Origin of the sequence: Enterobacter cloacae complex sp. 382A5 (genome assembly GCF_050031095.1) — a bacterium.
Classification (GTDB): Bacteria; Pseudomonadota; Gammaproteobacteria; order Enterobacterales; family Enterobacteriaceae; genus Enterobacter; species Enterobacter cloacae.
In genome coordinates this window covers 3,383,148-3,407,692 of the sequence record NZ_JBLGVK010000001.1, presented here as the reverse complement: position 1 = coordinate 3,407,692, position 24,545 = coordinate 3,383,148, and the positions used below count along the sequence as shown (strand labels likewise).

General features: G+C 56.5%; 17 protein-coding genes. 13 read left to right on the top strand and 4 right to left on the bottom strand.

Annotated elements, in window-relative coordinates; translation table 11 throughout:
- Positions 1-7: 7 nt before the first annotated feature.
- Positions 8-1,552 carry a PTS transporter subunit EIIC gene (locus ACQG2G_RS15990; protein WP_058684202.1) on the bottom strand — a complete coding sequence of 515 codons (1,545 nt, stop codon included), beginning with the start codon at positions 1,550-1,552 and terminating at the stop codon, positions 8-10.
- Between the two features lie 274 nt (positions 1,553-1,826).
- Between ACQG2G_RS15990 and ACQG2G_RS15985 the strand changes: the two genes are divergently transcribed.
- The 12 genes from ACQG2G_RS15985 (at position 1,827) to ACQG2G_RS15930 (ending at position 20,363) form a co-directional block, all read left to right on the top strand.
- On the top strand, positions 1,827-6,779 hold the full coding sequence (locus ACQG2G_RS15985) for an alpha-2-macroglobulin family protein (RefSeq protein WP_061772912.1): 4,953 nt from the start codon (positions 1,827-1,829) through the stop codon (positions 6,777-6,779).
- Position 6,780: 1 nt separating this feature from the next.
- On the top strand, positions 6,781-9,105 hold the full coding sequence (gene pbpC, locus ACQG2G_RS15980; RefSeq protein WP_061772913.1) for a peptidoglycan glycosyltransferase PbpC: 2,325 nt from the start codon (positions 6,781-6,783) through the stop codon (positions 9,103-9,105).
- 157 nt (positions 9,106-9,262) lie between these two features.
- On the top strand, positions 9,263-9,694 hold the full coding sequence (gene ndk / locus ACQG2G_RS15975) for a nucleoside-diphosphate kinase (protein WP_003860625.1): 432 nt from the start codon (positions 9,263-9,265) through the stop codon (positions 9,692-9,694).
- A gap of 169 nt (positions 9,695-9,863) precedes the next feature.
- Positions 9,864-11,030 (top strand): bifunctional tRNA (adenosine(37)-C2)-methyltransferase TrmG/ribosomal RNA large subunit methyltransferase RlmN, encoded by a 1,167-nt coding sequence (locus ACQG2G_RS15970; protein WP_013098279.1) that lies wholly within the window; start codon positions 9,864-9,866, stop codon positions 11,028-11,030.
- Positions 11,031-11,321: 291 nt separating this feature from the next.
- The gene (rodZ, locus tag ACQG2G_RS15965) at positions 11,322-12,335 is read left to right on the top strand and encodes a cytoskeleton protein RodZ (RefSeq protein ID WP_061772914.1); all 1,014 of its coding nucleotides are present in this window, start codon (positions 11,322-11,324) and stop codon (positions 12,333-12,335) included.
- A 26-nt stretch (positions 12,336-12,361) separates the two neighbouring features.
- Positions 12,362-13,480: a flavodoxin-dependent (E)-4-hydroxy-3-methylbut-2-enyl-diphosphate synthase gene (gene ispG, locus ACQG2G_RS15960; protein WP_029882243.1), complete on the top strand. Its 1,119-nt coding sequence runs from the start codon at positions 12,362-12,364 to the stop codon at positions 13,478-13,480.
- Between the two features lie 81 nt (positions 13,481-13,561).
- A complete protein-coding gene (gene hisS, locus ACQG2G_RS15955) occupies positions 13,562-14,836 on the top strand; it encodes a histidine--tRNA ligase (RefSeq protein WP_013098276.1) in 1,275 nt (424 codons plus the stop codon).
- Between the two features lie 13 nt (positions 14,837-14,849).
- Positions 14,850-15,470: a YfgM family protein gene (locus tag ACQG2G_RS15950; protein ID WP_013098275.1), complete on the top strand. Its 621-nt coding sequence runs from the start codon at positions 14,850-14,852 to the stop codon at positions 15,468-15,470.
- Between the two features lie 10 nt (positions 15,471-15,480).
- Positions 15,481-16,659 carry an outer membrane protein assembly factor BamB gene (bamB, locus tag ACQG2G_RS15945; RefSeq protein ID WP_029882244.1) on the top strand — a complete coding sequence of 393 codons (1,179 nt, stop codon included), beginning with the start codon at positions 15,481-15,483 and terminating at the stop codon, positions 16,657-16,659.
- A 112-nt stretch (positions 16,660-16,771) separates the two neighbouring features.
- Positions 16,772-18,247, top strand: a complete 1,476-nt coding sequence (gene der, locus ACQG2G_RS15940; protein WP_061773103.1) for a ribosome biogenesis GTPase Der — start codon at positions 16,772-16,774, stop codon at positions 18,245-18,247.
- Between the two features lie 297 nt (positions 18,248-18,544).
- A complete protein-coding gene (locus ACQG2G_RS15935; RefSeq protein WP_029882246.1) occupies positions 18,545-20,089 on the top strand; it encodes a peptide MFS transporter in 1,545 nt (514 codons plus the stop codon).
- Between the two features lie 52 nt (positions 20,090-20,141).
- Positions 20,142-20,363, top strand: coding sequence for a zinc ribbon domain-containing protein (locus ACQG2G_RS15930; protein WP_023620378.1), 222 nt, complete (start codon positions 20,142-20,144; stop codon positions 20,361-20,363).
- Here the strand turns inward: ACQG2G_RS15930 and ACQG2G_RS15925 are convergent.
- Both ACQG2G_RS15925 and ACQG2G_RS15920 read right to left on the bottom strand, forming a co-directional pair.
- Positions 20,360-20,710: a protealysin inhibitor emfourin gene (locus ACQG2G_RS15925; protein WP_020690016.1), complete on the bottom strand. Its 351-nt coding sequence runs from the start codon at positions 20,708-20,710 to the stop codon at positions 20,360-20,362. The genes ACQG2G_RS15930 and ACQG2G_RS15925 overlap by 4 nt on opposite strands.
- On the bottom strand, positions 20,711-21,730 hold the full coding sequence (locus tag ACQG2G_RS15920) for a M4 family metallopeptidase (RefSeq protein ID WP_023620379.1): 1,020 nt from the start codon (positions 21,728-21,730) through the stop codon (positions 20,711-20,713).
- A gap of 162 nt (positions 21,731-21,892) precedes the next feature.
- Here ACQG2G_RS15920 and ACQG2G_RS15915 point away from each other — a divergent pair, with 162 nt between their 5' ends.
- Entirely contained in the window at positions 21,893-23,026 is a 1,134-nt protein-coding gene (locus ACQG2G_RS15915) for an MFS transporter (protein ID WP_047352208.1), read from the top strand.
- Here the strand turns inward: ACQG2G_RS15915 and xseA are convergent, their stop codons facing one another.
- Positions 23,027-24,400, bottom strand: coding sequence for an exodeoxyribonuclease VII large subunit (xseA, locus tag ACQG2G_RS15910; RefSeq protein WP_061772915.1), 1,374 nt, complete (start codon positions 24,398-24,400; stop codon positions 23,027-23,029).
- Positions 24,401-24,545: the final 145 nt, after the last annotated feature.

Sequence of the window (24,545 nt, the reverse complement as noted above, 5' to 3'; positions counted from 1 at the left end):
GCTCCTTTCAGAGAAACGTCTCAACGGCTTCTCGCATTTTTTTGACATGCAGCCCGTAGACCACCTGAACGTTGTTACCTTGTTTGATAATCCCTTTTGCGCCGGTCGCTTTCAGGCGCGGCTCATCAATGATGGCGACATCCTTCACCGTCACACGTAAGCGGGTGTAGCAGTTATCCACCACTTCAATATTTTCCCGGCCGCCCAGACCGACGACGATGGATTCACCCAGCCCGTCGTTATTGCCCTTCGCCTGGTACTCCTGTTTGCTGTAAAGGCGCGTCTCCTGGTCCTCATCTTCACGGCCTGGCGTTTTCATGTTGAAACGCAGGATCAGGAAGCGGAACACCACGAAGTAGAGGGCAAATATGATCAGCCCGACCACGATGTACATCGGCCAGTTGGACTTTTCCGTACCGAGCGGCAGGTTGTAGAGAATAAAATCGATAATCCCGTTAGCGCCGATGGCGTGAACACCCAGCAGGGAGAACAGCATCATCCCGATACCCGTCAGCACCGCGTGCACCACGAACAGCAGCGGGGCGACAAACAGGAAGGAGAACTCAATGGGCTCGGTGACGCCGACCAGCAGCGAAGTGAGCGCCGCCGGGATCAGAATCGCTTTTGCTGCCGCTTTACGCTCCGGCTTTGCGGTCATGTACATCGCCAGCGCCGCCGCCGGCAGGCCAAACATCTTACTGATGCCGCGCGCATCCCATACCACCGTGCTGCTGAGCTGTTTCACCTCCGGGCAGGCCATCTCCGCGAAGTAAATGTTGCGCGCGCCCTGATAAACCGTACCGCACACCTCTTGCGTGCCGCCCAGTTCGGTATACAGGAACGGGGTATAGACCAGATGATGCAGACCGGTGGGCACCAGAATGCGCTCAAGGAAGCCGTAGATCGCCACGCCGAACGGACCAGAACCTTTGATGGCAAGCGCCATTGCGCTAATGCCGTGCTGGGCAAACGGCCACAGCTCGCTCATCACTACGCCGAGCAGCATGGAAACGGGTAGCATCACAATGGCGACAAAACAGTGACCAGAGTAAATCGCCATCGCGCCGTTAAACTGTACGCCGGAGTATTTGTTGTACAGGTATCCAGAAAGCGCGCCGGTCAGGATCCCGGCGAACACGCCCATCTCCAGCACCTGAACGCCCAGCACCATGGTCTGCCCGGCGGCTTTCATCTGTGCTGCGTTTGCCAGTTCGCCCTGAAGCTGTAGCGTGACGTTCATGGCGTTGATAAACACCACAAACGTCACCAGCCCAATCAGCGCCGCGTAGCCTTTGTCCCGTGTTGCCAGACCAATCGGGATGCCGACGGCAAACACCAGGGCCAGGTTAACCAGCACCGACACGGCAGATTTGGCGATCAGCTGGCCGATATTCTGGATCAGCGGATGGCCGAGAAACGGCAGATACTCGGCCAGGTTGCCATTGCCCAGCACATTGCCAAAGGCGATAAACAGACCGACGATCGGTAAAATAAGTACCGGTCCGTACAATGATTTTCCGAAATTTTGTAGGGCGTTCACGGCTCGTTTCATGGCTTTCTCTCTTATTGAACCGCGCACTCGGGGTGCGTCTTGAGCTTAAAACTAGCAGGCTCCCGGCGAGCTTATCCAGCTATCTTCTTGTTTTAAAAACAAATGACGTGAAAGGTAACATGTGACGTTTGACGTTGTGATCGGCGTAACATCACCACGTTGACGATGCGAGCCGCCTTCCAGATCCTAAAAATGGACTTTTTGTATTAACGAAACTTGCGGATAATACTTATCCGGAAGACGACCAACAGGCTCCATGGGCCAGGGACAAAGGATGAAACCGTTTCGCTTAGCCGCGCTTTCTCTTGCGCTGCTCACCACGTTTACGCTTGTCGGCTGTGATAACAGCGACGATAAACCTCAGGCTGCGGCTCCCGCGGCATCTACAGCAACCACACCAAAAGCGGCGGAAAAGCCAGACGCTGACAAGCTGGCAAAACTGGCGGCACAAAGTCAGGGCAAAGCGCTCACTCTGCTTGATGCCTCTGAAGTGCAGTTGGACGGCGCCGCCACGCTGGTGCTGACATTTTCTGTTCCACTGAATCCGGATCAGGATTTCTCGAAAACCGTGCATGTCGTGGATAAGAAAAGCGGCAAGGTTGACGGGGCGTGGGAACTGGCGCCGAACCTGAAAGAGCTTCGTCTGCGCCATCTGGAGCCTAACCGCAATCTGGTCGTCACCGTGGAACGCGATCTGCAGGCGTTAAACAAAGCGACTTTTGGCATCGACTACGAAAAAGCCCTGACCACCCGGGATGTCGAGCCGACGGTCGGCTTCGCCAGCCGCGGGTCACTGCTGCCGGGGAAAGTCGTGGAAGGCTTGCCTGTCATGGCGCTCAACGTCAATAACGTGGACGTGAACTTCTATCGCGTGAAACCGGAGTCGCTGGCTTCATTCGTCAGCCAGTGGGAATACCGTAACTCGCTGACCAACTGGGAATCTGACAATCTGCTGAAGATGGCCGAGTTGGTTTATACCGGTCGTTTCGATCTTAACCCGGCACGCAACACGCGTGAAAAACTGCTGCTGCCGCTGAAAGATATCAAGCCGCTCCAGCAGTCGGGCGTCTATATCGCGGTGATGAATCAGGCAGGGCATTACAACTACAGCAATGCCGCCACGCTCTTCACCTTAAGCGATATTGGGCTGTCCGCTCACCGTTATCATAACCGTCTCGATATCTTCACCCAGAGCCTGGAAAACGGTGCGGCGCAATCCGGTGTAACCGTCACGCTGTTAAACGATAAAGGGCAGACCCTGGCTGAGGCGAACAGCGATGCCGACGGCCATGCAAAGCTCGAAACGGACAAAGAAGCCGCGCTGATCCTTGCCAGTAAAGATGGCCAGACTACGCTGCTTGACCTCAAGCTGCCGGCACTCGATCTGGCGGAGTTCGACATTGCCGGTAGCCCGGGTTACAGCAAGCAATTCTTTATGTTTGGCCCGCGTGACCTCTATCGCCCAGGCGAAACGGTGATCCTGAACGGCTTACTGCGCGACAGCGACGGTAAACCGCTACCCGCGCAGCCGGTGAAGCTGGATGTGCTTCGCCCGGACGGGCAGGTAGCGCGTACCGTCGTCGTCCAGCCGGAGAATGGTCTCTATCGCTTTAACTATCCGCTGGACAGCGGGGCGCAAACCGGCATGTGGCATATCCGCGCCAATACGGGCGATAACCAGCAGCGTCTGTGGGACTTCCATGTCGAAGATTTTATGCCAGAGCGTATGGCGCTGAATCTGAGCGGACAAAAAACGCCGGTTTCACCGCAGGATAACGTCGACTTTAACGTGGTGGGATATTACCTCTACGGCGCACCGGCCAACGGTAATGCCCTGCAGGGGCAGCTCTTTTTGCGTCCACTGCGTGAAGCGGTTCCGGCGCTGCCTGGCTTCCAGTTTGGCGATATCGCCGAAGACAACCTGAGTCGCAGCCTGGATGAAGTGCAGCTTACGCTTGATGAACAGGGGCGTGGGCAGGTCTCTACAGAAAGCCAGTGGAAAGAGGTGCACTCTCCGCTTCAGCTGATCCTGCAGGCCAGCCTGCTGGAATCAGGCGGTCGTCCGGTGACGCGTCGTGCTGAACAGGCTATCTGGCCAGCAGCCGAATTACCGGGTATTCGTCCTCAGTTCGCCAGCAAGGCGGTGTATGATTACCGCACCGATACCACCGTTAACCAGCCTATCGTCGATGAAAACGGCAACGCCAGTTTCGACATTGTCTATGCCGATGCCAGTGGGGCGAAAAAGGCTGTTTCCGGGTTACAGGTGCGCCTGATCCGCGAACGCCGCGACTACTACTGGAACTGGTCAGAAAGCGATGGCTGGCAGTCCCAGTTTGATCAAAAAGATCTCATTGAAGGCGAGCAGGAGCTGACCCTCAAGGCCGATGAAACGGGCAAAGTGACGTTCCCGGTAGAGTGGGGCTCCTATCGTCTGGAAGTGAAAGCGCCTGATGACATGGTCAGCAGCGTACGTTTCTGGGCCGGGTACAGCTGGCAGGATAACAGTGACGGCACGGGAGCCGCGCGCCCCGACCGCGTGACCCTGAAACTGGATAAGCCTTCTTACCAGCCGGGTGACACCATCCAGTTGCATATCGCCGCACCTGCCGCAGGTAAAGGCTATGCGATGATCGAATCCAGCGAAGGGCCACTGTGGTGGAAAGAGATCGACGTTCCGGCCAACGGACTGGATCTCTCTATTCCGGTAGACAAAGCCTGGAAACGCCACGACCTCTATCTCAGCACGCTGGTGGTTCGCCCTGGCGATAAATCCAAATCCGCCACGCCGAAGCGGGCGGTTGGCCTGCTGCATCTGCCGATGGGGGATGAAAATCGCCGTCTGAATATCGCGCTGGATAACCCGCAGAAAATGCGCCCTAACCAGACGCTTTCCGTGAAAGTAAAAGCCAGCGTTAAAGAGGGCCCGGTACCACAGAAAGTGAACGTGCTGGTCTCCGCGGTGGACAGCGGCGTGCTGAACATTACCGATTACGTCACGCCGGATCCGTGGCAGGCCTTCTTTGGTCAGAAGCGCTATGGCGCGGATATCTACGATATCTACGGCCAGGTGATTGAAGGCCAGGGACGTATGGCCGCGCTGCGTTTTGGTGGTGACGGCGATGAGCTTAAACGCGGCGGTAAGCCGCCGGTGAACCATGTCACCATTATCGCCCAGCAGGCACAGCCTGTGACGCTTGATGCGAATGGTGAAGGGTCCATCACCCTGCCAATTGGAGACTTCAACGGTGAGCTGCGTCTGATGGCGCAGGCCTGGACGGAAGAGGATTTCGGCAGCAGCGAAAGCAAAGTGATTGTGGCCGCGCCGGTCATTACCGAGCTTAATACGCCGCGCTTCCTGGCAAGCGGCGATACCTCACGGTTGACACTGGATCTCACTAACCTGACCGATCAGCCGCAAACGCTAAATGTGGCCTTAACCACGACCGGCAAGCTGTCGCTGGAAGGGGCACAGCCGCAGCCTGTCAAACTGCCACCGGGTGCGCGCAGCACGCTGTTTATTCCTGTGCGTGCACTGGAAGGTTACGGTGACGGCGAAGTGACGGCGCAGGTAACAGGACTTCAGCTGCCTGACGAGACCTTCGCTCCGCAGCAGAAGAGCTGGAAAATCGGCGTCCGTCCTGCGTTCCCGGCGCAGACGGTGAATACCGGGGCCATGCTGAACCCGGGTGAGTCCTGGACTGCGCCAGGGCAGCATATCAACGGCTTCTCTCCCGCTACATTGCAGGGACAACTGCTGCTTAGCGGCAAACCGCCGCTTAATCTGGCGCGCTATATCCGTGAGCTGCAGGCATATCCTTATGGCTGTCTTGAACAAACCACCAGTGGCCTGTTCCCGTCGCTCTATACCAACGCGTCACAGCTGAAGGCGCTTGGCATTAAAGGCGACACGGACGACAAACGTCGTGCTGCCATTGATATTGGCATCTCCCGCCTGCTGCAGATGCAGCGTGATGACGGTGGTTTTGCGCTCTGGGATAAAAACGGTCCGGAAGAGTACTGGCTGACTGCCTATGTCACGGACTTCCTGGTGCGTGCCGGTGAGCAGGGCTACAGCGTGCCGACGGATGCGGTCAATAATGCCAATAGCCGACTGCTCCGCTACCTGCAGGATCCGGGCATGATGTCCATCCGCTACAGCGACGATACCCAGGCCAGCAAATTTGCCGTGCAGGCCTATGCCGCACTGGTACTGGCGCGCCAGCAAAAAGCCCCGCTGGGTGCGTTGCGTGAAATCTGGGATCGTCACGGGCAGGCGGCTTCCGGTCTGCCGCTGATGCAGCTCGGTATGGCACTCAAACTGATGGGGGATGCCCCGCGCAGCCAGCAGGCGCTGGATCTGGCCCTCAAAACGCCGCGCAACGACAGCAGAAACTGGATGGCGGATTACGGTAGCGCGCTTCGTGATAACGCGCTGATGCTCTCCCTTCTGGAGGAGTACAAGCTGCTGCCGGATGCGCAAAATACGCTGCTGAATGCCCTGTCTGAACAGGCCTTCAGCCAGCGCTGGCTGTCTACGCAGGAGAGTAACGCGCTGTTCCTGGCCGGACGTTCGCTACAAACTCTGTCCGGAGCATGGCAGGTGGAAACCTCACTCTCGGGTAGCGCATTGAGCGGTGACAAGGCGCTGGTGCAGAATATGAATGGCGATCAGCTTGGTGCGCTGCAGGTGACCAACACCGGCACGACACCGCTGTGGGTGCGTCTGGATAGCACCGGTTACCCGGACTCAGCCCCTCAGCCATCCTCGAATGTTCTGCAGATTGAACGCCATATTCTGGCAACCGACGGCAGTTCGAAATCGCTCTCTTCGCTGAAGAGCGGTGAGCTGGTGCTGGTATGGCTGGAAGTGAAGGCCAGCCAGAACGTGCCGGATGCGCTGGTGGTGGATCTCCTCCCGGCGGGTCTGGAGCTGGAGAACCAGAACCTGGCAAGCAGCAGCGCCAGCCTGCAGGACAGCGGCAGCGAAGTGCAGAACCTGCTTAGCCAGATGCAGCAGGCGGATATTCAGCATATGGAGTTCCGCGACGACCGCTTTGTGGCCGCAGTGCCGGTGAACGAAGGGCAGCCGGTTACGCTGGTTTATCTGGCGCGCGCCGTGACGCCGGGAACGTACCAGGTACCGGTGCCGCTGGTGGAGTCCATGTATGTTCCGCAGTGGCGGGCAACGGGTGCGGCCAGTGGCCCGCTGATTGTTGTACCGTAATATGTCAGTTGCACGTCTGATACGCTCCCGCTGGCTGTGGCTGGCGGGGGCGCTTCTCATTTTATGGGGGCTGATTGTCGCCGCCGACCGCCTCTGGCCGTTGCCGCTGAAAGAGGTTAACCCCGCCCGGGTGGTGGTGGATGAGAAGGGCACGCCGCTCTGGCGTTTTGCCGACAGCGAAGGGATCTGGCGTTATCCGGTCACGATTGAAGAGGTCTCTCCTCGCTATCTTGAGGCCCTGATCCAGTATGAAGATCGCTGGTTCTGGGAGCATCCAGGCGTGAATCCTTTCTCTGTGCTGCGCGCCGCCTGGCAGGATCTGACGTCCGGTAAGGTTGTCTCCGGCGGCAGCACGCTGACCATGCAGGTTGCGCGTCTGCTGGATCCGCATCCGCGCACCTTTGGCGGTAAAATTCGTCAACTCTGGCGGGCGATGCAGCTTGAATGGCACCTCTCCAAGCGCGAGATCCTCACCCTCTACCTTAACCGCGCCCCGTTTGGCGGGACGCTCCAGGGAATAGGTGCTGCAAGCTGGACCTATCTGGGTAAACCGCCATCACAGCTCAGCTATTCCGAAGCGGCCCTGCTGGCGGTGCTACCTCAGGCCCCCAGCCGTTTACGCCCGGACCGCTGGCCGGCGCGGGCGGAAGCGGCGCGCAACAAAGTGCTCGACCGGATGGTAACGCAGGGCGTCTGGTCAGCCCGACAGGTTAACGAATCCCGTGAAGAGCCGGTATGGCTGGCTCCCCGGCAGATGCCCCAGCTGGCGCCGCTCTTCGCACGCATGATGCTGGGAAAAAGCCGTGATACCAAAATTGTCACCACTCTGGATGCCGCCTTACAACGGCAGCTGGAAGAGCTGGCAATGAACTGGAAATCCCGCCTGCCGGCGCGCAGTTCGCTGGCGATGATCGTCGTGGATCATACCAATATGAAAGTGCGCGGCTGGGTCGGTTCGGTGGATATTAACGATGACACCCGCTTCAGCCATGTGGATATGGTGAATGCGATCCGATCCCCGGGATCGGTACTGAAACCTTTTATCTACGGTATGGCGCTCGACGATGGATTGATCCATCCCGCTTCGCTGCTTCAGGATGTCCCCAGGAAAACCGGTGATTATCGTCCCGGTAACTTTGACAGCGGATTCCATGGGCCGGTGAGCATGAGCGAAGCGCTGGTGCGCTCCCTTAATCTGCCTGCCGTGCAGGTGCTGGAGGCGTACGGGCCTAAGCGTTTTGCCGGCATGCTCAGCAACGCAGGGTTGCCGCTTATTTTGCCTGCGGGGGCGCAGCCAAATCTGTCGTTGATCCTGGGCGGGGCGGGAGCGCGGCTGGCAGATATTACTGCTGCCTACAGCGCTTTTGCCCGCCACGGTAAAGCGGGAAGGCTGCGCTTACAGCCAGGTGATGCGCTGGTTGAACGTCCGCTGTTGTCACCAGGCTCGGCCTGGATTATTCGCCGTATTCTGGCGAATGAAGCCCAACCGTTACCGGATAACGCACTGCCGCAGGTTGCGCCGCTGGCATGGAAAACGGGCACCAGCTACGGCTATCGCGATGCCTGGGCCATTGGCCTGAATGCGCGTTACGTGATTGGCATCTGGACCGGAAGGCCGGATGGCACGCCCGTGGCGGGACAGTTTGGTTTTGCCAGTGCCGTACCGCTGTTAAATCAGGTGAATAACCTGCTTCAGTCGCGCTCAACGATAGACGAAGCGCGCCTGCCACGCGATCCGCGCCCGGAAAGCGTCGGGCGAGGCGTGATCTGCTGGCCTGGTGGGCAATCGTTGCCGGAGGGCAGTGAAAACTGCCGTCGACGCCTGTCGACCTGGCTGCTGGAAGGAAGTGAGCCGCCGACGCTGTTGCTGCCCGAGCAGGAGGGGATCCGCGGGATCCGTTTCCCGGTCTGGCTGGATAAAACCGGCAAACGCGTTGCGGCAGATTGCCCGGATGCCACAGAGAAGGTGCTGGATGTCTGGCCGTTACCGCTTGAGCCATGGCTGCCTGTCCCGGAGCGTCGTGCGGTCAGGGTGCCTCCCTCTTCAGCAACGTGTCCGCCGTTGTCGCAGGATGCACCTGCACCGCTCATGTTGACTGGCGTGCGTGAGGGAGCTGTTATCAAACGGCTGCCCGGTGAGTCTCGCGTTTCGTTGCCGCTTCAGGCGACCGGTAACAGCGGTGAGCGCTGGTGGTTTTTAAACGGAGAGCCGCTGAGTGTGAAAGGAAGAATCTATACATTACAGCTTGATAAAGCGGGCGATTATCAGTTGCTGGTCATGGATGAAACGGGTCAGGTGGCGACGGTGAATTTTACGCTGCAGTAACGGTAAAAGCGGCCTCAGAAGTGAGCTGTTGCTAAAACTCGTCTTATTTTAAAAAAATGTTACCCGAATCCATAGGCAATGGCCCCATTGCTCATTATAATCCGCGCCACACCATACTCAGGTATGCAAAACAACAGAACATTTTACAGAGGTTATCATGGCTATTGAACGTACTTTTTCCATCATCAAACCAAACGCGGTGGCAAAAAACGTTATTGGCAGCATCTTCGCGCGTTTCGAATCTGCAGGGTTCAAAATTGTTGGCACCAAAATGCTGCACCTGACTGTTGAGCAGGCGCGTGGTTTCTACGCTGAGCACGAAGGTCGCCCATTCTTTGACGGTCTGGTTGAATTCATGACTTCCGGTCCGATCGTCGTATCCGTACTGGAAGGCGAAAATGCGGTACAGCGTCACCGTGACCTGCTGGGTGCAACCAACCCGGATAACGCGCTGGCTGGTACGCTGCGCGCTGATTACGCTGACAGCTTCACTGAGAACGGCACCCACGGTTCTGACTCTGTTGAATCTGCTGCGCGCGAAATCGCGTTCTTCTTCGCAGAAGGCGAAGTGTGTCCACGTACCCGTTAATTTAACGGTTTCGTTTACACATTATTTTCGTAAATGCCACGTGCAAACGTGGCATCCCTGCGCCAGACTTTGTACAATGCAACGCCCCGGACGAGCAGAACGCTTTCCGGGGCGTTTCTTTTCAACCCTCCATGGGCCATAACGTGTAACAACGAGGCCGGAAAATATTATGTCTGAATTAGTGAATACCTCCGAAGTCGCCACGCCTGCGGTTCCAAATAAAAATGGAAAAATTAACCTGCTGGATCTGAACCGTCAGCAGATGCGCGAGTTCTTTAAAGAGTTGGGCGAGAAGCCGTTTCGTGCCGATCAGGTCATGAAATGGATGTACCACTATTGCAGCGACAACTTTGATGACATGACTGACATCAACAAAGTGCTGCGCAACAAGCTCAAAGAAGTGGCTGAAATCCGCGCACCGGAAGTGGTGGAAGAACAACGCTCTTCAGATGGCACCATCAAATGGGCGATTGCCGTTGGCGATCAGCGTGTTGAAACCGTGTATATCCCGGAAGACGATCGCGCCACGCTGTGCGTCTCTTCTCAGGTTGGCTGTGCGCTGGAGTGCAAATTCTGCTCAACCGCGCAGCAAGGTTTTAACCGTAACCTGCGTGTATCGGAAATCATTGGCCAGGTCTGGCGTGCCGCGAAAATCGTTGGCGCGGCGAAAGTGACCGGAACCCGCCCAATTACCAACGTGGTGATGATGGGGATGGGTGAACCGCTGCTGAACCTGACTAACGTGGTTCCGGCAATGGAAATCATGCTGGACGATTTCGGTTTTGGCCTCTCCAAACGTCGCGTGACGCTCTCTACGTCAGGCGTGGTTCCGGCTCTGGATAAGCTGGGCGACATGATTGATGTGGCGCTGGCCATCTCTCTGCATGCGCCAAACGATGAAATCCGCGACGAAATTGTGCCGATCAACAAAAAGTACAATATCGAAACCTTCCTTGCGGCGGTGCGTCGCTACCTGGAAAAATCCAACGCCAACCAGGGCCGCGTAACCATCGAGTACGTGATGCTCGACCACGTGAACGACGGTACCGAGCATGCGCATGAACTGGCTGCACTGCTGAAAGATACGCCGTGCAAAATTAACCTGATCCCATGGAACCCGTTCCCGGGAGCGCCGTATGGCCGCAGCTCGAACAGCCGTATCGACCGTTTCTCGAAGGTGTTGATGGAGTACGGTTTCACCACCATCGTGCGTAAAACCCGTGGTGATGATATCGATGCCGCATGCGGTCAGCTGGCGGGTGATGTGATTGACCGAACCAAACGTACCCTGCGTAAACGCATGCAGGGCGAGACGATTGCGGTCAAAGCTGTTTGATTATTATGCAATCACGGCGCATTATTGCGCCGTGAAGCATAATCTTACTGAATAATCAGTCAGATTCGTGATGACTGAGTAATAATTACGGTGCGTTTCATACGACTTTCGGGCAGTATGTAACGACGTAACAACAGTTTAGCTTCACGGGCAGGGCGCACTGTCATCTCCGGGCTGACAGTCTTATACTGACTGTTCAAGGTTAACTGACCAGAAGTTTCGCGGTGCGGGTGGCATTGTGACTCACCGGCACCTGAACCCTTATTTTTCACGTACCAGTAGTTGTAGCGAATGAATACTGAAGCCACTCACGACCAACATGAAGCACTCTCCACTGGCGTTCGTCTTCGCAACGCCCGTGAACAACTCGGACTCAGCCAGCAAGCCGTTGCAGAACGCTTATGCCTGAAGGTTTCCACGGTTCGCGATATTGAAGAAGATAAGGCACCTGCCGATCTGGCTTCAACATTCTTGCGCGGGTATATCCGCTCTTACGCAAAACTGGTGCACATCCCCGAAGACGAATTACTGCCAATGATGGAGAAGCAGGCACCGGTTCGTGCAGCCAAAGTTGCACCGATGCAGAGCTTCTCTTTGGGCAAACGTCGTAAAAAACGTGATGGCTGGCTGATGAGCTTCACCTGGCTGGTGCTGTTTGTGGTGGTCGGTCTGACCGGCGCATGGTGGTGGCAAAACCACAAGGCGCAGCAGGAAGAGATCACCACGATGGCCGATCAATCCTCTGCCGAACTTAACCAGGCCGGAAACGGTAACGCGCAGAGCGTTCCACTGAGCACTGAAAGCGCGGCAACGTCCAGCGAGCCACAAACCGCGACGACCGATACGCCAGCTACCGACGCTGCGCAGACCCCAGCGGCAACGGCTAACACGCCAGCGCCTCAGACACAGTCTCCAGCGCAGGATCAAAACGCCGTGGTTGCACCTTCTCAGGCTCCTGTGGATACCGCAACGAACGCACCGGCGGCGAACACCGCTGCCCCCCTGCCGACCGATCAGGCCGGTGTCGCAACGCCAGCGGTTGACCCTAACGCGCTGGTGATGAATTTCACTGCAGACTGCTGGTTAGAAGTCACTGACGCGACAGGTAAAAAACTGTTCAGCGGCCTGCAGCGTAAAGATGGCACGTTAAACCTAACCGGTCAGGCACCGTATAAACTTAAAATCGGCGCTCCGGCAGCGGTACAGATCCAGTATCAAGGAAAACCTGTCGATCTGAGCCGCTTTATCAGAACTAACCAGGTCGCACGTCTTACCGTTAATGCCGAACAATCAGCAGCACAGTAACAGACGGGCTACGCGGGAGATTTTTCATGCATAACCAGGCTCCGATTCAACGTAGAAAATCAAAACGGATTTACGTTGGGAATGTGCCAATCGGCGATGGGGCGCCTATCGCCGTCCAGTCGATGACCAATACGCGCACCACGGATGTGGAAGCGACGGTCAACCAAATCAAAGCCTTAGAACGCGTAGGCGCGGACATTGTTCGCGTCTCCGTGCCGACCATGGACGCCGCAGAGGCGTTCAAACTGATCAAACAGCAGGTCAGTGTGCCGCTGGTTGCAGACATCCACTTCGACTACCGCATTGCGCTTAAAGTTGCCGAATACGGCGTCGACTGCCTGCGTATCAACCCAGGCAACATCGGTAACGAAGAGCGTATCCGCATGGTGGTGGACTGCGCACGCGATAAGAACATCCCCATCCGTATCGGCGTGAACGCCGGTTCTCTGGAAAAAGATCTGCAGGAAAAGTACGGCGAACCCACGCCGCAGGCGCTGCTTGAATCCGCGATGCGCCACGTTGATCATCTGGATCGTCTTAACTTCGATCAGTTCAAGGTCAGCGTAAAAGCCTCCGATGTCTTCCTGGCGGTAGAGTCCTATCGTCTGCTGGCGAAGGAGATCGATCAGCCCCTGCACCTTGGGATCACCGAAGCGGGTGGCCTGCGCAGTGGCTCTGTCAAATCAGCCATTGGCCTGGGTCTGCTGCTCTCGGAAGGGATCGGCGACACCCTGCGCGTTTCGCTGGCGGCCGATCCGGTCGAAGAGATCAAAGTTGGCTTCGACATTCTGAAATCACTGCGTATCCGCGCACGTGGGATCAACTTCATTGCCTGTCCAACCTGTTCACGTCAGGAGTTTGACGTCATCGGAACCGTGAATGCCCTGGAGCAGCGTCTTGAAGACATCATCACCCCAATGGACGTCTCCATCATCGGTTGTGTGGTGAATGGCCCGGGTGAAGCGCTGGTGTCAACGCTGGGCGTCACCGGCGGTAACAAGAAAAGTGGTCTCTATGAAGATGGCGTTCGTAAAGATCGTCTGGATAATAGTGATATGATCGATCAGCTTGAAGCGCGCATTCGTGCCAAAGCGTCGATGATGGACGAAGCGCAGCGCATCAGCGTTCAGCAGGTTGAAAAATAACGTGATGGGAAGCGAAGTGCTTCCCATGTATGATTGAACCCATTCTTTGGGTTCTTTTTTGTATATAGAAAGAGAATAAACGTGGCAAAAAACATTCAAGCCATCCGCGGCATGAACGATTATCTGCCTGGCGAAACCGCCATCTGGCAGCGCATTGAAGGCACACTGAAACAGGTGCTCGGCAGCTACGGTTACAGCGAAATCCGTTTGCCGATTGTAGAGCAGACCCCGTTATTCAAACGCGCGATCGGCGAAGTGACCGACGTGGTTGAAAAAGAGATGTACACCTTTGAGGACCGCAACGGCGACAGCCTGACGCTGCGTCCTGAAGGTACGGCGGGCTGCGTACGCGCCGGCATCGAACATGGTCTCCTGTACAATCAGGAGCAGCGCCTGTGGTATATCGGCCCGATGTTCCGCCACGAACGTCCGCAGAAAGGTCGTTATCGCCAGTTCAATCAGCTGGGTGTGGAAGTGTTTGGCCTGCAAGGCCCCGACATTGACGCTGAGCTGATCATGCTGACCGCCCGCTGGTGGCGTGCGCTGGGCATCTCTGAGCATGTCTCTCTGGAGCTGAACTCTATCGGCTCTCTGGAAGCGCGTGCCAACTACCGCGATGCGCTGGTGGCGTTCCTTGAAGAGCACAAAGAGAAGCTGGACGAAGACTGCAAACGTCGCATGTACAGCAACCCGCTGCGCGTGCTTGATTCCAAAAATCCGGACGTGCAGGCGCTGCTGAACGATGCGCCTGCATTAGGCGATTACCTGGACGACGAGTCTCGCGAACACTTTGCTGGTCTTTGCAAACTGCTCGAAGCAGCAGGCATTGCCTATACCGTTAATCAGCGCCTGGTGCGCGGTCTGGACTACTATAACCGTACCGTGTTTGAGTGGGTTACCACCAGCCTCGGTTCGCAGGGCACCGTGTGTGCTGGCGGCCGTTATGACGGTCTGGTTGAGCAGCTTGGCGGCCGCGCCGCGCCTGCGGTTGGCTTCGCAATGGGCCTTGAGCGACTTGTTTTGCTGGTTCAGGCAGTTAATCCGGAATTTAAAGCAGATTCCGTTGTCGATATATACCTGGTGGCCTCAGGCGCGGAAACGCAGTCTGCGGCGATGCAGCTTGCTGAACGCGTGCGCGATGCACTGCCGGAGGTTAAGCTGATGACCAACCATGGCGGCGGCAACTTCAAAAAACAGTTTGCTCGTGCCGATAAGTGGGGCGCAAGTATTGCACTGGTGCTGGGTGAGTCCGAAGTGGCCAACGGCGAAGTGGTAGTGAAAGACCTGCGCTCTGGTGAGCAGACAACGGTAACGCAGGACGGCGTTGCGGCGCACTTGCGCACTCTATTGGGCTAAGGAGAAGGACTGCGTGGAAATTTACGAGAACGAACACGACCAGGTCGACGCGATCAAACGCTTCTTTGCTGAAAACGGCAAAGCGCTGGTTGTTGGGGTTATTTTAGGTGTAGGTGCATTGATTGGCTGGCGCTACTGGAACAATCATCAGGCGGATTCCGCGCGCGGCGCGTCTCTGTCCTATGAAAATACCGTGAGCGCCATTCGTGCCGATCAGCCGCAAACGCTGACGGCAGCAGAGAAATTTGCCGCTGACAACAAAAACACCTACGGTGCGCTGGCCGCGCTGGAAGTGGCTCAGCAGTACATCGACAAGAACGAACTGGATAAAGCGGCTGCCCAGCTGTCGCAGGGGCTTGCGGCCGCCAGCGATGACAACCTGAAAGCGGTTATCAATCTGCGCCTGGCCCGTATCCAGGTTCAGCAGAAAAAAGCTGATGAAGCGCTGAAAACGCTCGATACCATCAAAGGCGAAGGTTTTGCTGCCATCGTTGCCGATCTGCGCGGTGAAGCACTGCTGAGCAAAGGTGATAAAGCGGGCGCGCGTAAAGCGTGGCAAGCCGGTGTAGATAGCAATGCATCCCCTGCGCTGAGCGAAATGATGCAGATGAAAATAAATAATTTGTCCGTCTGAGAGGGACCCGATGCAATTGCGTAAATTACTTCTGCCAGGACTGCTTTCCGTTACGTTATTGAGTGGCTGTTCACTGTTCAGTGGCGAAGAAGACGTTGTGAAAATGTCCCCGCTGCCGACGGTTGAAAACCAGTTTACCCCGTCAACCGCGTGGAGTACTTCCGTGGGGGATGGAATTGGTGATTTCTATTCCAACCTGCACCCGGCTTTTGCTGACAGCGTTATCTATGCGGCTGACCGTAAAGGTACCGTAAAAGCGCTTAACGCCGATGACGGAAAAGAAGTGTGGTCCGTTAACCTGGCGGAAAAAGACGGCTGGTTCTCCCGTAAACCTGCACTGCTTTCTGGCGGCCTGACCGTTGCCGGCGGTCACGTATACGTGGGAAGCGAAAAAGCACAGGTCTATGCCCTGAACACCAGCGACGGTTCTGTTGCCTGGCAAACCACGGTTGCCGGTGAGTCTCTGTCTCGTCCGGTGGTGAGCGACGGCCTGGTGCTGATCCACACCAGCAACGGCCAGCTGCAGGCGCTGAACGAAGCCGATGGTCTGGTGAAGTGGACCGTCAACCTGGATATGCCATCACTCTCCCTGCGCGGCGAATCTGCCCCGGCGACAGCCTTTGGTGCTGCCATTGTGGGTGGTGATAACGGTCGCGTGAGCGCGGTGCTGATGCAGCAAGGTCAGATGATCTGGCAGCAGCGTATCTCTCAGGCGACGGGGTCAACTGAAATCGACCGTCTGAACGACGTCGACACGACGCCTGTTATCGTCAACGGTGTGGTTTATGCGCTGGCGTACAACGGAAACCTGACCGCGCTCGATCTGCGCAGTGGCCAGATCATGTGGAAACGTGAACTGGGCTCAGTGAATGATTTCATTGTTGATGGTAACCGTATCTATATGGTTGACCAGAACGACCGTCTGCTGGCGCTGAGCACCGATGGCGGCGTGACGCTGTGGACGCAAAGCGATCTGCTGCACCGTCTGCTGACCGCACCGGCGCTGTACAACGGTAGCCTGGTGGTGGGTGATAGCGAAGGCTACATGCACTGGATCGATCCGGAGACGGGCCGCTTTACTGCGCAGCAAAAAGTCGACAGCTCTGGCTTCCTCACCGACCCGGTTGTGGCTGACGGCAAACTGCTGATTCAGGCAAAAGACGGCACGCTGTACGCGATCACGCGTTAATTACCCGGCGGTTGTAGTATACTAAACGGCTCCTGTTCACTCAGGAGCCGTTTTGACATTTTTAAAAACGCTGCGAAAGCGACGTTATTTTGAATTTTATGAGGCTTCAAACATGGTACCTGTGGTCGCGCTTGTCGGGCGCCCTAACGTTGGAAAATCCACTCTTTTTAACCGTTTAACACGCACCCGTGATGCGCTGGTTGCGGATTTCCCGGGGCTGACGCGTGACCGTAAGTACGGTCGTGCAGAGGTGGAAGGACGCGAGTTCATCTGTATCGATACCGGTGGTATCGACGGGACAGAAGACGGCGTTGAAACCCGCATGGCGGAGCAGTCTCTGCTGGCCATCGAAGAGGCAGACGTGGTGCTGTTTATGGTGGATGCCCGTGCTGGCCTGATGCCTGCGGATTCCGCCATTGCTAAACATCTGCGCTCGCGTGAAAAACCGACCTTCCTGGTAGCGAACAAAACTGACGGTATCGATGCCGATCAGGCGATCGCCGATTTCTGGTCTTTAGGTCTGGGTGATATCTACCCGATCGCCGCATCGCATGGCCGCGGCGTGACCAGCCTGCTGGAAACCGTTCTGCTGCCGTGGGTTGACGAAGTGAACCCGCCGGAAGAGGTGGACGAAGACGCGGCATACTGGGCGCAGTTCGAAGACGGTGAAGAAGGCGAAGAAGAAGAGCCTGAAGAGACATTCAACCCGCAGGATCTGCCGATTAAACTGGCCATTGTGGGGCGTCCAAACGTAGGTAAGTCTACGCTCACTAACCGTATTCTGGGCGAAGAGCGTGTGGTGGTATACGACATGCCGGGCACCACCCGCGACAGCATCTACATTCCGATGGAGCGTGATGAGCGTGAGTATGTGCTCATCGACACCGCGGGCGTGCGTAAGCGCGGAAAAATCACCGATGTGGTGGAGAAATTCTCCGTCATCAAAACCCTGCAGGCGATTGAAGATGCCAACGTTGTGCTGCTGGTTATCGACGCGCGTGAAGGTATCTCCGATCAGGACTTGTCGCTGCTCGGCTTTATCCTCAATAGTGGGCGCTCACTGGTTATCGTGGTGAACAAATGGGATGGCCTGAGCAATGAAGTTCGTGAGCAGGTGAAAGAGACGCTGGACTTCCGTCTGGGCTTCATCGATTTTGCTCGCGTGCACTTTATCTCTGCGCTGCACGGCAGCGGTGTGGGTAACCTGTTCGACTCCGTGCGTGAAGCGTATGACAGCTCCACCCGTCGTCAGAGCACCGCTATGCTGACCCGCATCATGAACATGGCAGTAGAAGACCATCAGCCGCCGCTGGTACGTGGCCGTCGCGTGAAGCTGAAATACGCCCACGCCGGTGGTTATAACCCGCCAATCGTGGTGATTCACGGCAACCAGGTGAAAGACCTGCCGGATTCTTACAAGCGTTATCTGATGAACTACTTCCGTAAATCGCTGGACGTGATGGGCACCCCTATCCGTATCCAGTTCAAGGAAGGGGATAACCCGTTTGCCAACAAGCGTAACACCCTGACGCCAAACCAGATGCGTAAGCGTAAGCGTTTGATTAAGCACATTAAGAAAAGCAAATAAGCTTTGCCGATCTCATGAAAACCCGCGCCTGTCGCGGGTTTTTTTCGCCCATACAAAACGCCTGCCTTCCTTGTGTGAAGTCAATCACTATTCGCTTTTAACCATGTTTAAATCTAAGAAAGTAGACAATCGTCGAATTTTCATCTTAAAGTCCAGGGTCTGGTACTAGACAAAACTAGCGCCTGGTTATCAAATGGTTAACTCATTTTTCGCCGCATGTAAAAAATCGGTCAGATACGTAACTGGCCGGCGTACGCGCGGTGCTTTCAGCACAACGACATACCTTTCGGGAGAATTATGCAATCCTCTGTTAATCAAAAAGAAAGCCGAACGTTCTTCGGCCATCCTTATCCGCTCGGTTCGCTGTTCTTTACCGAGATGTGGGAGCGTTTCTCGTTTTACGGCATTCGTCCGTTACTGATCCTCTTTATGGCCGCCACTGTCTATGACGGCGGCATGGGGCTGGCGCGTGAAAACGCCTCGGCGATTGTCGGTATCTTCGCCGGTACCATGTACCTGGCCGCGCTGCCGGGTGGCTGGCTTGCCGATAACTGGCTCGGCCAGCAGCGAGCCGTGTGGTACGGTTCGATTCTGATTGCGCTCGGCCACCTGTCGATTGCGCTCTCGGCGGTGATGGGGAACAACCTGTTCTTTATCGGCCTGATGTTTATTGTGCTGGGATCGGGCCTGTTCAAGACCTGTATCTCCGTGATGGTCGGCACCCTGTATAAAAAAGGCGATGCGCGTCGTGACGGCGGATTCTCGTTGTTCTATATGGGCATCAACATGGGCTCGTTCATTGCGCCGCTGATTTCCGGCTGGTTGATTAAAACCCACGGCTGGCACTGGGGCTTTGGTATTGGCGGCATAGGGATGCTGGTGGCGCTGATTATCTTCCGCGTGTTTGCTGTCCCGTCCATGAAGCGCTACGACAGCGAAGTGGGCCTCGATTCCACCTGGAACAGCCCGGTGGTCAAACGCAACGGCGTGGGCGCGTGGCTGATGGCGCTGGCGGTTGGGGTGGCGGTTCTCGTCACGCTGATCGCCCAGGGGGTCATTGTCATTAACCCGGTCGCGGTGGCCAGTATGCTGGTCTATGTGATTGCGGCATCCGTTGCGCTCTACTTTATTTATCTGTTCATCTTCGCCGGCCTGACCCGTAAAGAGCGCGCCAGACTGCTGGTCTGCTTTATCCTGCTGGTTTCCGCTGCGTTCTTCTGGTCCGCGTTTGAACAGAAACCGACTTCCTTTAACCTGTTTGCCAACGACTACACCAATCGCATGATCGGTGATTTCGAAATTCCGGCCGTATGGTTCCAGTCGATCAACGCCCTGTTCATCATTCTGCTGGCACCGGTATTCAGCTGGGCGTGGCCGAAGCTTGCCACCATGAACATTCGCCCGAGCAGTATCACCAAGTTTGTGATCGGTATTCTCTGTGCGGCGGCGGGCTTTGGCCTGATGATGCTGGCGGCGCAGAATGTGCTGAGCAACGGTGGGGCAGGCGTTTCGCCGTTCTGGCTGGTAGGCAGTATTTTGATGCTGACGCTGGGTGAGCTGTGTCTGAGCCCGATTGGTCTGGCCACCATGACCCTGCTGGCGCCAGAAAGAATGCGCGGTCAGATGATGGGGCTGTGGTTCTGCGCAAGTGCGTTGGGTAACCTGGCTGCCGGTCTGATTGGCGGCCACGTGAAGGCCGACCAGCTGGATATGTTGCCGGATCTCTTCGCGCGTTGCTCCATCGCGCTGCTGATTTGTGCTGCGGTACTGATCGTTCTTATTGTGCCGGTTCGTCGCATGCTGGAAAATGCCCGGACGAAACCTGCCACTGAGGCGGTATAATCGATCCGCCGGGGCGACCGCTTCGCCCCGGCAACCTGCTTAAGGAGTTACTATGTCGATCGCCTGTCCAACCTGCCATACCGAGCTGGAGCCGCAAAACGGCGTGGCTTACTGCGAACACTGTCACAAAGATATTGCGCTCGAAGCTCGCTGCCCGGAGTGCCATCAGCCACTCCAGGTATTAAAGGCCTGCGGTGCGGTGGACTATTTCTGCCAGAACGGCCACGGCCTGATCTCTAAAAAACGCGTGGAGTTCGTCCCTGTCGGGGCTTAATCACACACGCAGCCTTCGCCTTTCTGCCAGAGTTCAACCAGCGATTCGGGCGCTTCCTGCTCCGGTACCAGCACAATAATATCGGTATACTGCGCTTCGTTGTGCCGGGTCCAGAAGATCTGGATACGAAAATAACGCTGGTCACCGCTGCCTGGTGACGACGTCTGACCAGGCGGTTGCCCACGCGGAATGGCTTGCTCCAGAATACTCACCACGCGCTGACGCTGCGCCTCATTGAGAGATGAGAGCGTGATGGTGCGCTGGCCGCTCAGCTTGGGAATAAAAGCGACGCCGCCTTCCCGGGCCAGCTCAACCACGGCGTCATCCGTCAGTTCCGGAACCTGCATTTACAGCACTCCCACCTGTTCCCAGGCTTGTCTTATCGCCGCCCCAACGTCGCTGCCCGAGCGCTTTTCGCCGTGGGCTATCGTCAGTTTTGCGAAGGCATCAAAATCCGCATCTTGTGGCAGATTGCGATCGCAAACTGTGTCGTACCAGGCATAACCCGCTTTTTCCCAGGCATAGCCGCCGATTGCCGTTGCGGCCAGATAAAACGCCCGGTTGGGAATGCCGGAGTTCAGGTGGACGCCGCCGTTATCTTCACGCGTTTTGATGAAATCCTTCATGTGCGCCGGTTGCGGATCTTTACCGAGCAGAGGATCGTCATAGGCGGTGCCCGGCTCCGACATGGAGCGCAGCCCTTTGCCGTTAATCCCTTTCGCCAGCAGACCTTCGCCAATCAGCCAGTCGGCCTGGTCGGCGGTTTGCTTCAGGTGATACTGTTTAACCAGCGAGCCAAACACGTCCGACAGGGACTCATTCAGCGCACCCGATTGTTCAAAATAGATCAGCCCGGCTTCGGTCTCGGTAACGCCATGGCTGAGTTCGTGCGCCACAACGTCGATGGCAATGGTAAAACGGTTAAATATTTCCCCGTCGCCATCGCCAAAGACCATCTGCTGACCGTTCCAGAAGGCGTTCTGGTATTCCCGACCATAATGCACGGTGCCGGTGAGGATCAGGCCTTTATTATCGAGCGAGTCACGCTGGTATTCTTTCCAGAAGAAATCGTGGGTGATGCCTAAATAGTCATAGGCTTCATCGACGGCCACATCCCCATTGGACGGCTGGCCTTCATAGCGCACCTGCGTGCCCGGCAGCTCCTGGGTCTGTTTCGCATCGTAGATATCACGCTCCAGCTGTCCGGCTTTGCTTACGTGCGGCGCGGCAGGTTTGCCAGGCATGTGGGCCATCAGCGTCTGAACATGGGTTAAAGTCTGGCGGGCGCAGCGCTGCTGCGGCTCTGAACCGCTTTCGATAATACGACGAAGAATATAGGGGGGGATCACGCTGTGAATTCGGGTCATGCAACTCTCCTGTTTTCTGGCAATGCCGAAAAAAGAATCTTCTTAAGTGTAAAACATTAAACCGGTGCTGGTTGTAAGTCGGACAATTCGTCTCCTTAAAAACTGGCGCAACGCTTCACCACCGTTTAGGTTTTTTAAACGGCATTAACTAAGAGGAGCGTAATGAACAGGCAGACTTCGCTGAGCATAACCGGGTTTTCAATCATCGCGGTGACCTATGGTATGGCAAGGTTTTCGTGGGGCCTGATGCTGCCTGATATCCGCCAGGCTATCCCTTTCACCCCGCAGGTGGCGGGGTTTATAGCCTCCTGTAGTTATGCGGCGTATTGCATGTCGATATTTATGGCCTCTTACCTTATTGCGCGCGTAGGGCCTCGTTTGCCCGCCTTGCTGGCGGCCATCGCCGCCGCCGCGGGGTTGTTTATTCTCGCGACTTCGGCACATTCAACGATGCTGGCGATAGGTTTATTTATTGCCGGGCTGAGCTCGGGCCTGGCCTCACCGGCCCTTGCCGGGGCGGTTAATGACAGGATCGCCCCTGACCGTCAGCTCCATGTGAATACCACCATCAATGCCGGAACGAGCGGTGGGATCATTCTCTCGGTGCCCGTTCTGTTTTTCATGCCCGGGGGCTGGCGGGCAGCCTGTGTTGTGTTCGCCATTATGGCGCTGCTGTGCCTGCCGGCTTTGTGGCGGTATCTGCCGTCATCTGCGGCGAAATCCCGTGAGTCAACGCCAAAGGTGCTATCTATCGTACGCAAACCCGGCATGTTTCGGCTGCTGGGGATTGCCTTTATCAGCGGTATGGCCAGCGCCGCATGGTGGAGCTTTGGCCCGGAAATACTTATGCGTCACACGGAGCTGGATAGCGCAGCGACCAATGTTCTCTGGCTGATAAGCGGCGGGGCGGGGATTGTTGCCATATTTACCGGAAGTATGGCAAGGCGTATCGGCATGCGGGGGGTCTATCGTTTATCCCAGATCTTCATGGCCATTTCTCTGGCGGTTCTGACAATAAGCCACGGTTTCTCCTGGTGGCTTATTCCGGCAGTGGCCATGAGCGGCGCGGGGTATGTGATTTTGTCCGGGGTATTGTTGGTGAAGGGGGCAGAGATCGCACATCCTTCACCTGCGGCTGGAGTCAGCCTGGCCTTTCTTATGCTGGCAGGTGGGCAGGTTGTGGGGGCTATCCTTTTTGGCCTGCTTCTGGGGTTAACGAGCGCAGTGGCTGCGCTGGCGATTTTTTCAGGCATGTCCTGGCTGATGCTAGCCGTCACGCCAGAGAGCCATCGCTGATTACGCCTTTTTACGGGCGCGAGGTTTTTTTACCGGCATCACGCCTTTCACTTCGCTTTCCACCCAGCCGTCCGACAGACGGGTGGTCAGCACGTCTCCGGCTTTCACCTGTTTGGTTTGCTTCAGCACTTTGCCGTCAGTGGCGGTGGTAACGCTATAGCCGCGTGCCAGGGTAGAAAGTGGGCTAACCGCTTCAAGATGGGTCACCGCATTGCCAAAGCGTTCGCGGGTGGTGCTAAGTCGTGCCCGGACAGTTTCTGCCAGACGATACTCCAGCTGCTGAATGCGCGTTTGTGCGCGGTAAATTTTCGGCTGCGGGTTTTGCTGATTCAGGCGCTGCGTCACGCGCTGCTGACGCGACATCGCGCGCTTGAGCTGATTATCCAGCGCGAAGTTCATCCGCTGGCGCAGACGCTCCAGCACGGTCTGCTGACGCGCAAGGCGAAGCTGTGGATGCTGCTGCTGCAGGCGGTGATGAAGCTGGGTAAAGCGGCGGGTACGGTTAGCGAGGAAGTAGTCCATCGCCATCTCCAGGCGCTGCTGGCCGTTCTGGATCTGACGCAGCAGCTCCAGCTGATTGCGGCTCACCACCTCCGCCGCAGCAGACGGCGTAGGCGCGCGTAAATCCGCAACGAAATCGGCTATCGTCACATCCGTTTCATGCCCGACCGCGCTCACGATGGGAATAGCACTCGCAAAAATCGCCCGTGCCACGCGCTCGTCGTTGAAGCTCCACAAATCTTCCAGCGAGCCGCCGCCACGTCCAACGATTAATACGTCGCACTCCTGACGCGCGTTCGCCAGCTCAATGGCACGCACAATCTGGCTTGGTGCATCGTCACCCTGAACAGCGGTCGGGTAGATGATAACGGGCAGGGAAGGATCGCGACGCTTGAGGACGTGCAAAATATCGTGCAGCGCGGCACCGGTTTTCGAAGTGATTACCCCAACGCAGTGGGCTGGTGAGGGCAGGGGCTTTTTATACTGCTGGTCGAACAACCCCTCTTGCGAAAGCGCAGCCTTAAGCTGTTCATACTTCTGCTGGAGTAAGCCTTCGCCCGCAGGTTGCATGCTCTCGACGATGATCTGGTAGTCGCCGCGCGGTTCATACAGCGTAATATTGGCGCGCACCAGCACCTGCTGGCCATGCTGAGGACGAAACGTCACGCGGCGGTTGCTGTTGCGGAACATGGCGCAGCGCACCTGGGCGGTGTCGTCTTTTAACGTAAAGTACCAGTGGCCGGAAGCGGGCTGCGTGAAGTTAGAGATCTCGCCGCTGATCCAGACCTGCCCCATTTCCTGCTCAAGCAGCAAACGCACCGTCTGATTCAGGCGGCTGACAGTATAAATTGAGGGGGATTGAGAGGATAACATGTGAGCGGGATCAAATTCTAAATCAGCAAGTTATTCAGTCGATAGTAACCTGCTGAGAGGGGAGTGCAAGGTTTTTTTATAAAAAAGTGTGGATGCAATCGGTTACGCTCTGTATAATGCCACGGCAATATTTAACCACCCAGGT